The following is a 14,736-nucleotide window of genomic DNA, read 5'->3' on the forward strand; positions in this document are numbered from 1 at the left end:
CCCCGTCATGCCGGGCGTGCCCCGGCATAACGCGGAGGATATTGATCAGGCGTAGCGAACCGTCACCTTGCGGCGGCGCGCCATCGCGCCAATGCCTGCAAAGCCGAACAGCATCATGCCCCAGGTCGCAGGCTCGGGCACCGCACCGCTCAGTTGCTGTGCGACGAAGCCGGGCAGGTCGGCGTCGGTAAAGCCGAACACGTAGAACTGGTTCTGCCCCGCGGTCCCCGGCACGAAATCATTGTCGTTCGCGATGAACAGCGTGTGGAGCAGCGTGCCATTGTACGTCACGTCCTGCCCGAACGAGAGCCCCTCGATCTTGGCGGGGATCTGCGCAGGCGTCAGCCCCGCCGCGGTAAGCGCGGCGACCAGATCGAGGAACGGCGTCGCGGTCTTGGTCACGGTCGTCGCGCTGTTGGCGGCGGTGCCGGACAAGGCAGTGATATCGGCGGCGCCGTTGATGTCGATCCGGAACACCTGCTTGACCGCGGCCTTGCTGCCGTCCCCCAGGCCCTTGCCGTCGCGCTCGTCGACCAGGAACTCATGGTCGTTGATCGCGACGATGTCGCTGACGCCCGACCCGGTGGTGAGCTTGTAGCCATATTCATGCGTCGTGCCGCTGGCGACGTCGATCGTCACGATCCGCACGAACTTGACCGGATCCTGCTCGAGCGGGGCCTGCATGATGCCGACCAGCGTCTTGCCGTCGGGCGTGATCGCCAGGCCTTCCATGCCCTTGTTGGCGACGCGGCCGACCGCGTTGCCCGCGATCTCGGTGTCCCCATTGGGGGACAGGTTGGTCACCGCGAGATTGCCGGGCAGCGTGAAGGTCTTGATGAGGCTGCCGGTCGTGCGGTCGAACTGGCGGACGTACGGGCCATATTCGTCCGAGACGAAGACGCTCTTGCCGTCATTCGAGACGCGGACCGATTCGGGGTCGAACCGCGCGTTCGCCGGATTGGTCGAGCTGCCGACGGCGTAATTGTCCGAGCGGCCGGTGAAGTAATAGGTCCCGTCGGTGTTCTGCGCAGGGGCGCCCGAGCCGAGCGGGGTGCCGTCGATCTTGGTCCCGAGCCCGGCGCCGGTGCCGTAGTTCAACCCGGTCGGGCTCGACAGCAACGTCGTACCGGTCAGCGCGGCGGTGACGCCGAACGGCAGGCTGCTGCCCGAGCTGTTCGCGGTCAGCGACAGTGCAAGCGTCTGGAAGCGGCTGATGTAGGACGTCGTGTCGTCCACTGCCGAGTTGTACGGCGTGGCGTTGGGCCCCCGGTCGGGCGTCGCGATGAAGGTGTTGCCGCCGGCATAAGCGAGCCCCGAGCCGATCCCGCCGAGAATATTGCCCGGCAAGCCGTTCTCGAGTTTCCCGGTCAGGCCGGAAAGGTCGACGTTCGCGCCGGCGCTGCTGCCGCTGAGCGTGCCGGTGGCGAGATACATCGGTGCGGCGGTGGCGGGAACGGAAAGCAGCGCCGCCAGCGACATCGCGGCCGGGAAACGGATCATCATACACCTGTCCTACGCGTTCATGAATGGTGAACGCGGGATTAACCGTGTACGATTACAGCAATAAGTCGAAGACGAACGAAAACGGCCGGGCACGCATGGCCCGGCCGCGGGAGCGCTTACTTGCTGCGCTCGACCTGTTCGAATTCCAGTTCGACCGGGGTCGCGCGACCGAAGATCGAAACCGACACCTTGACGCGGCTGCGGTCGAAATCGAGTTCCTCGACGATGCCGTTGAAGCTCGCGAACGGGCCGTCGAGCACCTTGACCGAATCGCCGATCTCGAAGTCGACCTTGACCTTCTGCTTGGGCGCGGCCGCTGCGGCCTCGTCCTTGGTGTTCAGCATCCGCGCGGCTTCCGACTCCGGGATCGCCTGCGGCTTGCCGTTCGGCCCGAGGAAGCCGGTCACCTTCGGGGTGTTCTTCACGAGGTGATAGACGTCGTCGTTCATGTTCAGCTTGGCGAGGACATAGCCGGGCATGAACTTGCGCTCGACCGCGATCTTCTTGCCGCGGCGCGCCTCGGTCACGGTCTCGGTCGGAACCTCGATCTGCTCGACCAGCTGCTCGAGCCCCATGCGGGTCGCTTCCGCCATGATCGCGTCGCGGACCTTGCCCTCGAAACCCGAATAGGCGTGGATGATGTACCAACGTGCCATGTCGTCTGTCTGTCCGTTATTTCGCGAGGGTGAGCAGCAGGTGGACGATCGCCTCGAACGCGGTGTCGATGACGAAGAAGAAGACGCCGAGCAGCGTCGCCATGATGACGACCATCACGCCGGTCATGATCGTCTCGCGTCGGGTCGGCCAGACGACCTTCTTGGTCTCGGCCTGGACCTGTCGGATGAATTCGAGGGGAGTCGTCTTCGCCACTGTGCTGCACTCGTGTTTTTCGCCGAAGGATGGGACATGGGCCCGCTGTCCGGCCCTGTGAAGGGCCGATGACGGTCATTCCCAATTTCGGAATGATACGACCCTAATCCGCGCTAGCGTTTAAATCAAGCCGCGGGCGGAGCGGGAGCGAATCGGGATAGGTGGCAGGGGAGCACGGACTCGAACCGTGGGCCTTCGGTTTTGGAGACCGACGCTCTAACCAACTGAGCTACACCCCTATCGAGGGCCTCTCTATCGTGACCTTTTGCGGATCGCAAGCGGGTCGGCCGAGGAATCAGGCAGCGGCGCGCTCGCGGGCGGCGCGTTGCGCCACTGCGCGGGCTTCCTCGACCGGGAGCGGGCGACCGAAATAATAGCCCTGGACCTTGGTACAGCCGAGGTCCTGCACCATGCGATGCTCTTCCTCGGTCTCCACCCCCTCGGCGGTCGTCGCCATGCCGAGGCTCTGCGCGAGCGCGACGACCGCGCGGACGATCGCCAGCGCCTCGCGCACGCCCTTCGATGCGCCGGTCACGAAGCTGCGATCGATCTTGATCGTCGAGAAGCGCGTCCGGCTGAGATACCCGAGCGAGGAATAGCCCGTCCCGAAATCGTCGAGGCTCAGCCGTACGCCGAGGTCGAGGATCCGTTCGAGCACCTTCACCGCCGCGGTATCGTCGCGCATGAAGACACTCTCGGTGACTTCGAGCTCGAGCCGCCCGGCGGGGAGGCCCGAATTGCTCAGCGCCGAGGTGACGACCGCGACGAAGCCCGGGTTGTGCAACTGTTCGGGCGACACGTTGACCGCGACACGCGCCTGTCCGGGCCAGCGCGCCGCTTCCAGACAGGCGGTCCGCAGCACCCACTCGCCGATCGGCGCGATCAGCCGCGCATCTTCCGCCAGCGGGATGAACTTGGCGGGAGAGATGACGCCAAGTTCCGGATGCGTCCAGCGCACCAGCGCCTCGAAGCCGGTCAGTTGCTCGGTCCCGGCATCGACGACCGGCTGATAGCAGATGTGAAGTTCGTTTTGAGTCAGCGCGTTGCGTAGCGCCTGCTCGAGCACGCGGCGCTCCTCGGCGGCAATGTGAAGCTGCGGCTCGTAGCAATGATAGGTCCCGCCGCCTGCATCCTTCGAGCGGTACAGCGCCAGATCGGCCGAGCGGATCAGCATTTCTGCGGTCCGCCCGTCGCGCGGGCCGGTCGCCACGCCGACGCTCGCGCCGGTATAGAGCGTATGCTGGTCGAGCTCATAGGGGCGCGACAGCGCGTCGACGATCGTCTGCGCGAGCCGCTCGACGCGCGCGGTGTCGGTCGCGTCGCGGATCACGACGGCGAATTCGTCGCCGCCGAGTCGCCCGATCGTTTCATTCTCGGTCATCAGCACGGCGAGCCGTTCCGACACACGCCCGAGCAGACGGTCGCCGATCGGATGGCCGAGCGTGTCGTTGACCGCCTTGAAGCGGTCGAGGTCGATCATCATGAATGCGCAACGGCTGCCCCATTTCGCGGCATCCGCCATCGCGCGGGCGAGCGATTCGTTGATCAGCAGGCGGTTGGGCAGCCCGGTCAGCGTGTCGAACCGGGCCATGCGGTTGATCTTGTCAGCGGACGCGCGCTGTTCGGTCACGTCCGATCCCACCCCGCGGAACCCGATGAACGCGTCGCGCTCGTCGTAGCGCGGGTTGGCGGCGATCTCGAACCAGCGCTCGCTGTCGCCGACCGTGACGGGGAGCAACAGCCCGCGAAACGCCTCGCGGCCCTTCAGATTGTCCGCGAGTTCGCGCAGGCCGGGGGCGAAGTCGCCCACCTCCCACGCCGGTCCCGCGAGCACCTCGAGCAGCGACTTGCCGTTCACCGTCGTCGTATCGAGCCCGACCGACGCGGCAAAGCGCGGCGACGCGCGGACCACGCGACGCTGGGCATCGGTTTCCCACAGCCAGTCGGCGCTATGGTCCTCCGCCTCGCGCAGCAGAAGGCTGACGGTCTCGTCGCGCTCGCTCAACGCGATCTCCCCGGCGCGGACGACGACCAGCGCCTTGGCGCGGGTGAAGCAGCCGATCATCAGCAGCGCGGTGAACAACAACACCGCCGACGACAGCACGGGGCCGCCAACCCAGAACATCATCGTCGCGGCGGACACGCCAACGATGCCCAGGAAGCTGAGCGTCGCGAGCGGCAGCCCCGCCATCGCGACCGCCGATGCCGCCATCAATACCGACAGCACGACCCACAGGGCGAGTGCAGTCATCGAGTCGGCGCGAATCCCGCACGCCAGCGGCGGGATCGACCAGACCGTTCCAAGCGCCACGCCGTCGAGCAGCGTGTCGCGGACATCGCTCAGCGTGGCGGTGTAGGCGGCGCGGTGGCGCGATGCGAGGCGGCGGACCCCGACGGCCACGCACACCGCTGCGGCGAGCGCACCCCAGCTCCACAAGGCCCATATCGGTGCGCAGTGATGCAGGATCGTCGCCACCAGCGCTGCGCCGATCACGTTCGCCCCGACCAGGAACAGCGCAAGCTGGCTCCCGGCATGGAGTTGCGCCGCCCGGATCGGACCCCAATCGGTCGTGTCCGCCGGATCGTACAGGCCTAGCAACGCGCGCGCATCGATGCGGGGCGTGGCGAATTGCGAGGAGGGGCGCGTGTTCACATCCGGACCCATACGCCAGCCAAGGTTAGCGTATGGTTAGAGATATCCCCGGGCGCGTTAAATAATCCCGATTAACCACCGGTGTGCCGTATTACGCCGCCAGATCGTACGGCTTGATGTCCCCGCTGAGATACAGGTTGCGTGCCTTTGCACGACTCAGCTTGCCCGAGCTGGTCCGCGGCAGGGTGCGCGGCGGGATCAGTTCGATCACGCAGTTCATTCCCGTGACCGACCGCACGCGTTCGCGGATTTCCTCGCGTAGCCGGACGCGCTCGGCATCGTCCGAACTGCGGCACTGGACGAGGACCGCCGGGGTTTCCTCGCCGCCGGGGGTCGTGATCGCGAACGCGGCGATATCGCCCGCCTTGAACCCCGGGAGCTGCTCGACCGCCCATTCGATGTCCTGCGGCCAGTGGTTGCGGCCGTTGACGATGATCATGTCCTTGGCACGGCCGACGATGTAGACATAGCCGTCCGACAGATAGCCCATGTCGCCGGTGTCGAGCCAGCCATCGACGAGGCACGCATCGGTCGCGGCCTGGTCGCGGAAATAGCCGACCATCAGCGACGGGCCAGAGCACCACAATTTGCCGATCGCGCGTTCGGGGAGGGGGGTGCCGTCCTCTTCGCGGATCTCGACCTTCATGTCCTTGACCGGCTTGCCGCAGTTGACGATCGCGCGGTAGCGCTGCGGACGATCCTCGCCGGCGGCGACACCCGACAATTGGGTTTCCTCGACCAGCTCGACGCGGATCCCCTCGGCCGGCGGCATGATCGATACCGCGAGCGTCGCTTCCGCCAACCCGTAGCTCGGCAGGAAGGCGCTCGCCTTGAAGCCCGCGTCGGCGAAGACGTCGACGAAGCACTGCATCACGTCGGGGCGGATCATGTCCGCGCCATTCCCCGCCAGCCGCCAGCGCGACAGGTCGAACCGGTCGGACGCCTTGGTCTGGCTCGAGATGCGGCGCGCGCAGATGTCATAGCCGAAGGTGGGCGAATAGCTGATCGAATTGCCCGGATTGCGGCTGATCAGGTCGAGCCACGCGAGCGGACGACGCGCGAAATCCTCGGTCTTGAGGTAATCGGTCGAGACCTGGTTCGCGACCGGCGACAGGAAGCAGCCGACCAGCCCCATGTCGTGATACCACGGCAGCCACGAAATGCAGCGATCCTTGGCGACCAGTTGCATGCCGTAGGCGTGCGCGGTCAGGTTGTTGAGCAGCGCATGATGCGTGATCGCGACGCCGTGCGGGAAACGCGTCGAACCGCTCGAATATTGCAGATAGGCGATGTCGTCGCCCTTGGCCTGCGGCAAGGCCAGCGCAGGCGCGGGGCGCTGCATCAGCTCGGCCCAGTCGATTCCCTCGGTTCCGGCCGCGCGCGCGGCGTCCGCGCCCATCTGCGCCAGTTCGGGCGGATAGATCAGCATCACCGGTGCGCAGCTCGACAGCTGGACGCGCAATTGCTCGACATAGGAATCGCGCCCGCCGAACGAGGTCGGGAGCGGCAACGGCACCGGCCAGGCACCGGCATAGACCGTACCGAAGAACAGCGCGGCGAATTCCGCGCTCGTCTCGGCGACGATCGCGACGCGGTCCTGCGGTTTGATCCCGGCGGCGACGAGGCGGCGGCCCATCGCCTGCGCGTCGTCGCGCAGTTCGGCAAAACGATAGGCGCGCGTCAACGTGCCACGCGCGTCGTGGAAATTAAGACCGCGTTGACCTGTCGCAGCGTAATCAAGCGCAGCGCCAAGCGTTTCGAAATCGGCGAATCGCCGCGGGAGCGAATCTTCGGTGGGCGTGGCGACCGGCTTCGGCGTTTCGGCCTCAAGGTCTCGCGTGCCCGCAACTTCGACTGTCATCTGTATCTGTGCCCTCGATCGCAGCTTCATTCAGTGGCTGCGCTTATGGTCCCTTTCGGCAAGCACCCCTGCTTTTGCCAAGCGTTCAAAATCCGGTTCGACTGTGGCACAATGATGGCGTCATGTACCAGCGCCCCAGTCACAAACCGCAAACGCGGGATAAAAAGCCAATTCCTCCGCTGGATAGCGGGGGTCTGGAACGGCTCGCCTTACGCTATGTCGAACGGTTTTCAACAACGCGTGCGCGTCTGGTGACGTATTTGCAGCGCAAGATCCGCGAGCGCGGGTGGGACGGTCCCGAGCGGGACCCGGTCGAAATCGCCGAAAAGTTCGCGGAACTGGGCTATATCGACGACCGTGCCTTTGGCGAGGCACGCGCTGCCGCGATGGGGCGGCGCGGGCTCGGCGAGCGGCGCGTGACGGGCGCCTTGCGTGAAGCGGGACTGGACGAGGCCGACAGCGCGGCGATCGTGCCGGGGGTCGAGGATCGCGCGATCGAGACCGCGCTTGCCTTCGCGCGACGAAAACGGATCGGTCCCTTCGCCCTTGCACCGGTCGATCGCGCGCAACGCGAGAAACAGATTGCCGCAATGATCCGCGGCGGTCATGGCTTCGCCTTGTCGCGCAGGATCGCAAGCCTTCTTCCCGGGGAAAGTTTCGATAACCACGATTAGTCTGGCAATATTACGAGCGTTTGTAACTTTTGTAGTGGTTAAGACGAGAAAATGGGTCTTGGCACTACAGAGCTTTGGCGCATGCCTATTCCCATGCTATGGGCCTGAGCGGGGGACTTTCTAAGATGCGTATTGAACCGATTCCGGCGTTTGGGGAGCCGGAAGGTGAGGGTCGAATGAATGAGACAGAGGCCGTGGGGGAGGATTCCCGCCGCTATACAGGCGTACTCAAATGGTTCGACATGACTCGCGGCTTTGGCTTCCTTGTCGCCGATGAGGAAGGTGTTGGCGACATCTTGATTCACTTCTCGGTACTTCGTCCGCACGGTCGGCGAAGCTTGCCGGAAGGCGCACGTCTGGACTGTATCGCGTCTTTGCGCGAGCGTGGCTTGCAGGCGAGCGAGATCCTGTCGATCGATCTGACCAATGCGGTCGAACCACCGCCGAAACCGCGGGCCGAACTGCAACGGCCTGATCCAGCGGCGCTGATCGAAGGGGCAGGGCCGTTCGAACCGGTGACGGTAAAGTGGTTCAACCGGCTGAAGGGCTACGGATTTCTCGTGCGCGAGGACAATTCCGGCGATATCTTCGTCCATGTCGAGACGCTGCGTCGTGCCGGGCTCGACGAGGTCGAGCCGGGACAGTCGCTGTTCGCCCGCATGGTCGCCGGCGAGAAGGGGCCGCTTGCGGTGACGGTCGAACAGAAGATCTAAGGAACGCCCATGCGCCATCACCTTGCGAACGCCGTTTGTATCGCGCTGTTGACGGCGACGGCAGGTTGCGATCGCGGCGTCCAGGCGGACGCCGCGCAGACGCTTGCTGAGGGCATGGTCGCGGTCACGATCAAGAGCGCGACCGGGGCGCACCGCTTCCAGGTCGAAAGCACCAGAACCCAGGACGAGCAGCGCCGCGGACTGATGTTCCGCACCGACATCCCGCGCGATGGCGGCATGCTGTTCGCGCCCTATCCGCCGAGCGGGCCGCCGCAGCCGGCGAGTTTCTGGATGAAGGATACGCCGACGCCGCTCGACATCATCTTCATCCGCCCCGACCGCACGATCGCGCGGATCGCCGAGAACACCCCGCCGCAATCGGAGATTCCCGTCGCTTCGGGCGAGCCGGTCAGCGCCGTGCTAGAACTGCGCGGCGGGCGCTCGCTCGAACTCGGGATCAAGGAAGGCGATTCCGTCAGCTGGAGCGCTGCGCCCACGCGTTGATCGCGGTTGAAGGCAGCCCCGTGGCGCGCTAAGCGCTGTGGCATGGGCATCAATCTCAATCCGTTCACCTGGTGGACCGGCGCAAGCTGGGGAACCGCGTTCGGCCTGCGCGGCAAGGCCCGCGTCGGCGAGGACGCGCTCGGCAACGTCTATTACGAAGGCGGGCAGGATACCGCGGGCAATCCACGCCGCTGGGTCATCTATAACGGCGTCAACGATTCGAGCCGGATCGCGCCCGATTGGTTTAGTTGGCTGCACCATCAGGTCGCGGACGTGCCGGACCGCGCGCTGCCTGCCGCGCGCGCATGGCAATTGCCCGCCGAACCGAACCTGACCGGCACCGCGCTGGCCTATCGCCCGAGCGGCGCGATGGAAAAGGGCGGCGTGCGTGCGCAGGCCACCGGCGACTACGAAGCCTGGACGCCGGACGCGTGATTCTCCGCGCGCTGGGCGGGGCCGCGCTGGCCACGCTGCTGGCGACGACCGGGTGTGAGCGCAAGGCGGAAACGCCGGTCGCGACCCCGACCGAAACCGCCGAGACCGCGCTCGATGCGGATACCAGCGCGCAGAACATCGTCACGGTTGACGTGGCGGGCGGGGTCGACCCCAGTCTGGGCGCAACCCCGATGGCGGAACGCGTCGCCACGCTCGGCGTCCTCAACAAGCGCAACGGCGTTTCCCGCGACGTGATGATGCGCCCCGGCCAGACGCTGCGCGTCGGCGATGTCGTCCTTCACCTCAAGGCATGCGAACAGACCGCGCCGTGGGAGCAGGAGCAATATACCGGCGCCTTCGTCCAGGTCGATATCACCGGAGCGGACAAGCGCTGGCGGCGGGTCTTCTCGGGCTGGCTGTTCAAGGAGCGTCCGGGACTGAACGTCGTCCAGCACCCCGTCTACGATGTCTGGACCAAGAGTTGCGCGATGACCTTCCCCGAAGGCGGACCCGAGTCGACCTCCGCGGGAACGCCGTCCAACGCAAACGCGCCGCGGTCGAGCGCGAGGAAGTCCCCCGATTCGGAGGCAGGAGCCGAACCGGACGAGCCCGTCACCCCGGACAGCGCGCCCGACAATTCGACGAGGTAAGCCGCGCGCGGAATCTCGACCGCGCCCAGCGACGCAAGATGTTCGGTCATGAACTGGCAGTCGAGCAGCGTGAACCCACCGACCCGCAACCGCGCGACGAGCCACGCGATCGCCACCTTGGATGCGTCGCGGGCGCGGGTCACCATGCTCTCCCCGAAGAACGCGCGTCCAAGCGCGAGACCATAGAGCCCACCGACCAGCTCGGTCCCGTCCCACACCTCGATCGAATGCGCGAAACCGAGCCGGTGGAGCCGGTTGAACACCTCCTCGATCTGCGGATTGATCCAGGTGTCGGGGCGATTGGGGACCGCTTCCGCGCACAGTCGCATCATGTCGCCGAACCGCTCGTCCGCACTCACGCGGAAGCGGTCGCGCGAGATCGTCTTGCGGAGCGAGTGTGACAGGTGGAATCCCTCGAGCGGCAAGACCGCGCGCTCCTGCGGTTCGACCCAATAGACCTCGTCCGCATCGCGGCTGTCCGCCATCGGAAAGACCCCGACCGCATAAGCCCCGAGCACGAGGTGCGGGTCGAGCCGGTTCTGGGGTTCGTCGCTGGCCGGGCGTATGGTCAAGCGACGAGACGGCGCTCGATCGCCTGCCAGAGCTGCGCGAACGCCATTGCCCCGGCCGAGCGCGGCGCGAAGCTGCCGACCGCGGCGCGGCGGGTGGTGACCTGTTCGATCAGGCTCGCCATCGGGATCACCGGCCAGTCGGGGTGGCGCGCCACCGCGTCGGCGTGGAGCTTTCGGCGGCGATCGACCATCGAATGGACCGGCAGGATCTCGGCACGGTCGCCGAGATGCCGGACGACCTCCGCCAGCGCGCGTTCGGAGAGCGGGGAGGGGATGACGGGGACGACGATCAGGTCGGCGGCGCGCATCACCTGGTCGCTCGTCTCGGTCAGCCCGGGCGGGCAATCGAGCAGGATCCGGTCATAGTCCTTGCGCAGGCCGGTCAGCAGCTTCTGCAGCCGTTTCTTCTTGTCCATCTCATGGAACAACAGGTCGAGCCGCCGCAGCGACGCATCCGCTGCGATCAGGTCGAGCCGAAGCGTCGCGGTCTTCTCGATCAGTTTCTCGGGCTCGACGTCTTTTGCGAACACCGACTGCGCCTGATCGCGCAACCGCGTGCCGTCGGCGCGCTGGGTCAGCAGGAAGCTGCTTGCTGCCTGCGGGTCGAGATCCCAGAGCAGGGTCCGCCGCGACGATTGCACCGCGGCGGACCAGGCCAGATTGACGGCGAGCGTCGTTTTTCCGACGCCGCCCTTGAGACTGTAGATCGCGATCGTCGACACCGGCAAAGCCCTTCGCTCAGGAATGGCTATCGTGGCGGATGCCGCCTGCCGGTGCAACAATCGCGGTCGGTCAGCGGACTGCGATCAGATGTCGCAAAGCTGCTTGGGCTTGCCCGGCTGCGACAGGTTCACCGCCTTGACGGTGCCGGTCATCTCATAGCCATCGGCCTTGAGCGGGTCGCCCGCCTTCTCGGCGGTCAGCTTGACCGGGGTGCCGGTCTCGGTTGCCTTGACCAGCGCCTGCTTGTCGCCTTCGAAGAAAGTGACGTAGACGAGGCTGTTGTCCTTGCAGCGGAAGGTCACTTCCTTCTTGATCGCGGGCGGCAGCTCGACCGGGGCGCGGTTGGCGATTTCGGCGGCCATCGGGTCGGGCGTGACCGAGCTGACCTCGGTTGGCTTGTTGTTACAGGCCGACAGCGCAAGGAGCGCTACGGCAGCGGCGGGGAGGAGTCGGTTGAGCATCCGGTTTCTTCGCGCACGCGAAACGGAGCGTCAAGACCCCTGTGTTCCCGCCGCGCGCGCTTTCATGCACTGCAACAAATAGTTCATGGTAACGTAATCATTACTCATGGAATTCGTCGAGATCGGGAATTCGACCAAAGGCGATCTTTGTCCCGATCCGGTCGATCCTTCCGCCATTCTGCGGCCCGAGGCTGACCGCGTGGCGACCGAACTTTTCGTTGATCCGGTCCATCGCACGGCTCAGCGCAAGCGTCCGCGTTTCGCGCGCGAGCGGGTCGTCCGGGTCGAGCAGGCCGAACAGCGATTCCTGATCGGCCCCGACGGGTTCGATCTCGGCGAGCGTCACGCCGACCATCCGGACCTGGAAATCGCCGGGCCGGGCCTTGCCCGCCGCGCGCAGCTTGGGGAACAGCGTCTCGAGGGCGGCGAGCACGACGAAACTGTCCTGCGTCGCGGGCAGTTTGACCGAGCAACGCCAGGTCGACTTGTCATCCTCGAACCGCGCGTGAAGCACGAGCAGCCGCGCGCGATACGCCTTGCGCCGAAGCCGGCTGGTCGCCTTGAGCGCGAGCCGCCGCGCGGTCAGCCGCACCGGCACCGCGCTGCGCTTGCCGGGCGAGAGCACGTGGCTGTGCCCGATCGAGCGGCTTTGCGTCGCTTTCTCGGGCAGGTCGACGCCGTGGAGCAGATACCAGAGCCGGTCCCCGTTGGTGCCGCCCCACGCCGTCCCCGCATCGCGCGGGCGTCGTTCGCAATATTGTCGGATGTCGTTGATCCCGTCCTGCGCGAGCCGCCGCTCCATCTTCGCGCCGATCCCGCAGATGTCGCGCAACTGCAGGTCGTACAGCCGTTGCGGCAGCGTCTCGGCGTGGAGGATCACGAGTCCGTCGGGCTTCTGCAGATCGGACGCGAGCTTGGCGAGCAACCGGTTGGGCGCGATCCCGACCGAGCTCGTCAGACAGTCGCCTACGTTCTTGCGGATCCCCGCCTTGATCCGGTGCGCGAGCGCGGTCGCGGCCTCGACGCTGTTTTCATTGTCGAGCAGTCGGCATGCCACCTCGTCGATCGAGCAGACCTTGGTGACCGGGATGTGCCGCCAGATCTCGGCGACGATCGCTTCGTGGAACTCGAAATATTTGTCGTGCCGGGCGGGCGTGATGATCAGGTCGCGGCATAGGTTCTTCGCTTCCCACACCGGCGTGCCGGTCTTGATCCCGTAGCGCTTCGCCTCGATGCTCGCCGCGATCGCGACGGTGGTGTCGCTATGGATCGGCGCGACCAGCACGGGCTTGCCGCGCAGCGCCGGGTCGAGCTGCTGCTCCACGCTCGCGAAATAGCTGTTCAGATCGAGGAACAGCCAGCGCAGCGGGCGCGGCGGAAACGCCAGACCGGCGGCAAGGGACTCGGGGGCGGCGGGTGTCACGCCGGAACAATAGCAGAACATTGGCCGGGCGAACAGGATGCGCGACACGCGAAAGCGCGATCATGGCGCGGTGCGATCGCGGTTCTATCGCAGTGGGACCGGTCTGAGCAAAGCGAAGCGGATCGCGGCCAAAGCGAAGCTTCCTTGCGGGCGTCGACCGGGACGCATAGCTAGGCAGCCATGCATACGACCCCGAACACGCTCGCCCTGATCGGCAACACCCCGCTCGTCCTGCTGAAAGGCCCGAGCGAGGCTGCCGGTGCCGAAATCTACGGCAAGTGCGAATTTGCCAACCCCGGTGCCTCGGTAAAGGACCGTGCCGCACTCGGGATCGTCGAGGATGCGGAGGCGCGCGGGCTGATCCAGCCGGGCGGGACGTTCGTCGAGGGAACCGCGGGCAATACCGGGATCGGGCTCGCGCTGGTCGCCAACGCCAAGGGCTACAGGACGATCATCGTCATGCCCGAGACGCAGAGCCGCGAGAAGATGGATACGCTGCGCGCGCTGGGCGCCGAACTCGTCCTTGTCCCCGCCGCGCCCTATTCGAACCCCGGCCATTTCGTCCACACCTCGCGCCGGATCGCGGAGGAGACGCCGAATGCGGTGTGGGCCAACCAGTTCGACAATATCGCCAACCGCCGCGCGCACATCACCGGCACTGCCGAGGAGATCTGGGCGCAGATGGAGGGGCGGGTCGACGGCTTCACCTGTGCTGCGGGAACGGGCGGGACGATCGCAGGCGTGGGCCTCGGGCTCAAGGCGCATGACGAACGCGTGTGCATCGCGCTCAGCGATCCGCATGGCGCGGCGCTGTACGAATATTACGCGCATGGCGAATTGAAGTCGGAAGGCTCGTCGGTCGCCGAGGGGATCGGGCAGGGGCGGATCACCGCCAATCTCGAAGGCGCGCCGATCGACACGCAATTCCGCATCTCGGACGCCGAGGGGATGGAATGGGTGACCCGGCTGCTCGCGGAGGAGGGGCTTTGCCTTGGCCTGTCGTCGGGGATCAACGTCGCGGGGGCGGTGCGGCTCGCGAAGCACCTCGGGCCGGGGAGCCGGGTCGCGACCATCCTGTGCGATACCGGGTTCAGGTATCTGTCGACGCTGTATAATCGCGCGTGGCTCGAGGCCAAGGGGCTGGCCGTCCCGCCTTGGCTGGCGGTCGATTGAGGCGGGCATCGACAAGAACGTTTTAAGACGTTACATTTATGCCACAGCTTATGAAAATCATCGCACAAGACGCAGCGCAGACGACGCAGCGGTTCCGGGTCGGGATGATCGGACTCGCCGCCGTCCTGCTCCTCATCGGACTCGCCGCCGCCATTTTCTCGACGGCCAACCACGATCGCCAGGTCGTGGCGATCGGCAGTGCGCGGGCGGACGTGGTTGCCAACCTGTCGGGCGATGGCGATGCTTCGGCAGCCGCCGCCAACCGCGAACCGCTTGCCGAACTCGGGGTCGCCCCCAGCGCCGAAGCCGAGAATGCGACCGCGATCGACAACGCCATGATGCCGCAGGCTGCGCAGCAGCAGTGACGTCGCTCGCGATCGTGCTGGGAGCAGGATCGCTGGCGTCGCGAGCGCGCCATCACGGGGCGGGAATTTCGGGGCGGGAATTTCGGGGAAATGACGGGAAATGCCGAACGGCGTCTTCCTTTGGTAGGGGATTCGCCCCGTAATCGCACACATGCT

General features: G+C 66.1%; 15 protein-coding genes, 1 tRNA gene and 1 pseudogene. 7 read left to right on the top strand and 10 right to left on the bottom strand.

All coding sequences use genetic code 11. The annotated features are described in order from the left end of the window. Positions 1–45: 45 nt before the first annotated feature. The 6 genes from RH91_RS10420 to RH91_RS10445 form a co-directional block, all read right to left on the bottom strand. On the bottom strand, positions 46–1,503 hold the full coding sequence (locus RH91_RS10420) for an esterase-like activity of phytase family protein (RefSeq protein WP_010162673.1): 1,458 nt from the start codon (positions 1,501–1,503) through the stop codon (positions 46–48). 116 nt (positions 1,504–1,619) lie between these two features. Beyond that, complete coding sequence (gene nusG / locus RH91_RS10425; RefSeq protein ID WP_010162674.1) at positions 1,620–2,159, bottom strand: transcription termination/antitermination protein NusG; 540 nt, start codon at positions 2,157–2,159, stop codon at positions 1,620–1,622. Positions 2,160–2,175: 16 nt separating this feature from the next. After that, positions 2,176–2,373 (bottom strand): preprotein translocase subunit SecE, encoded by a 198-nt coding sequence (secE, locus tag RH91_RS10430; RefSeq protein WP_010162675.1) that lies wholly within the window; start codon positions 2,371–2,373, stop codon positions 2,176–2,178. 162 nt (positions 2,374–2,535) lie between these two features. Then, positions 2,536–2,612: transfer RNA gene (locus tag RH91_RS10435), tRNA-Trp, on the bottom strand. 56 nt (positions 2,613–2,668) lie between these two features. Beyond that, positions 2,669–5,038: a putative bifunctional diguanylate cyclase/phosphodiesterase gene (locus RH91_RS10440; protein ID WP_010162677.1), complete on the bottom strand. Its 2,370-nt coding sequence runs from the start codon at positions 5,036–5,038 to the stop codon at positions 2,669–2,671. A 79-nt stretch (positions 5,039–5,117) separates the two neighbouring features. Then, positions 5,118–6,887, bottom strand: a complete 1,770-nt coding sequence (locus tag RH91_RS10445; RefSeq protein ID WP_010162678.1) for a fatty acyl-AMP ligase — start codon at positions 6,885–6,887, stop codon at positions 5,118–5,120. Between the two features lie 8 nt (positions 6,888–6,895). Between RH91_RS10445 and RH91_RS10450 the strand changes: the two genes are divergently transcribed. From RH91_RS10450 to RH91_RS23130, 5 genes and pseudogenes are all read left to right on the top strand, one after another. Next, a complete protein-coding gene (locus RH91_RS10450) occupies positions 6,896–7,561 on the top strand; it encodes a regulatory protein RecX (RefSeq protein ID WP_332306619.1) in 666 nt (221 codons plus the stop codon). A gap of 176 nt (positions 7,562–7,737) precedes the next feature. Then, complete coding sequence (locus RH91_RS21635; protein WP_081469529.1) at positions 7,738–8,274, top strand: cold-shock protein; 537 nt, start codon at positions 7,738–7,740, stop codon at positions 8,272–8,274. Between the two features lie 9 nt (positions 8,275–8,283). After that, positions 8,284–8,778, top strand: coding sequence for a DUF192 domain-containing protein (locus RH91_RS10460; RefSeq protein ID WP_010162681.1), 495 nt, complete (start codon positions 8,284–8,286; stop codon positions 8,776–8,778). A 42-nt stretch (positions 8,779–8,820) separates the two neighbouring features. Further along, the gene (locus tag RH91_RS10465) at positions 8,821–9,213 is read left to right on the top strand and encodes an NADH:ubiquinone oxidoreductase subunit NDUFA12 (RefSeq protein ID WP_010162682.1); all 393 of its coding nucleotides are present in this window, start codon (positions 8,821–8,823) and stop codon (positions 9,211–9,213) included. Positions 9,214–9,470: 257 nt separating this feature from the next. Beyond that, positions 9,471–9,638 (top strand): annotated as a pseudogene (locus RH91_RS23130) (DUF2155 domain-containing protein); the annotation flags it as partial. A 35-nt stretch (positions 9,639–9,673) separates the two neighbouring features. On the opposite strand, the gene aat reads toward RH91_RS23130, so the two are convergent. The 4 genes from aat to RH91_RS10490 all read right to left on the bottom strand — a co-directional run bounded on the left by aat (position 9,674) and on the right by RH91_RS10490 (position 13,090). After that, positions 9,674–10,435 (bottom strand): leucyl/phenylalanyl-tRNA--protein transferase, encoded by a 762-nt coding sequence (gene aat, locus RH91_RS10475; protein WP_010162684.1) that lies wholly within the window; start codon positions 10,433–10,435, stop codon positions 9,674–9,676. After that, positions 10,432–11,157: a ParA family protein gene (locus tag RH91_RS10480; protein WP_029623767.1), complete on the bottom strand. Its 726-nt coding sequence runs from the start codon at positions 11,155–11,157 to the stop codon at positions 10,432–10,434. Before RH91_RS10480 ends, aat begins: the two co-directional genes overlap by 4 nt. A gap of 84 nt (positions 11,158–11,241) precedes the next feature. Beyond that, positions 11,242–11,619 carry a hypothetical protein gene (locus tag RH91_RS10485; protein ID WP_010162686.1) on the bottom strand — a complete coding sequence of 126 codons (378 nt, stop codon included), beginning with the start codon at positions 11,617–11,619 and terminating at the stop codon, positions 11,242–11,244. Positions 11,620–11,719: 100 nt separating this feature from the next. Then, on the bottom strand, positions 11,720–13,090 hold the full coding sequence (locus RH91_RS10490) for a Y-family DNA polymerase (RefSeq protein WP_010162687.1): 1,371 nt from the start codon (positions 13,088–13,090) through the stop codon (positions 11,720–11,722). Positions 13,091–13,222: 132 nt separating this feature from the next. On the opposite strand from RH91_RS10490, the gene RH91_RS10495 reads away from it, so the two are divergent. Together RH91_RS10495 and RH91_RS10500 are read left to right on the top strand one after the other, a co-directional pair. Continuing rightward, entirely contained in the window at positions 13,223–14,215 is a 993-nt protein-coding gene (locus tag RH91_RS10495; protein ID WP_010162688.1) for a cysteine synthase A, read from the top strand. 50 nt (positions 14,216–14,265) lie between these two features. Further along, complete coding sequence (locus tag RH91_RS10500) at positions 14,266–14,580, top strand: hypothetical protein (RefSeq protein WP_010162689.1); 315 nt, start codon at positions 14,266–14,268, stop codon at positions 14,578–14,580. The last annotated feature ends 156 nt before the right edge of the window (positions 14,581–14,736 follow it).

This window comes from Sphingomonas sp. PAMC 26617, assembly GCF_000242835.1.
GTDB lineage: Bacteria > Pseudomonadota > Alphaproteobacteria > Sphingomonadales > Sphingomonadaceae > Sphingomonas.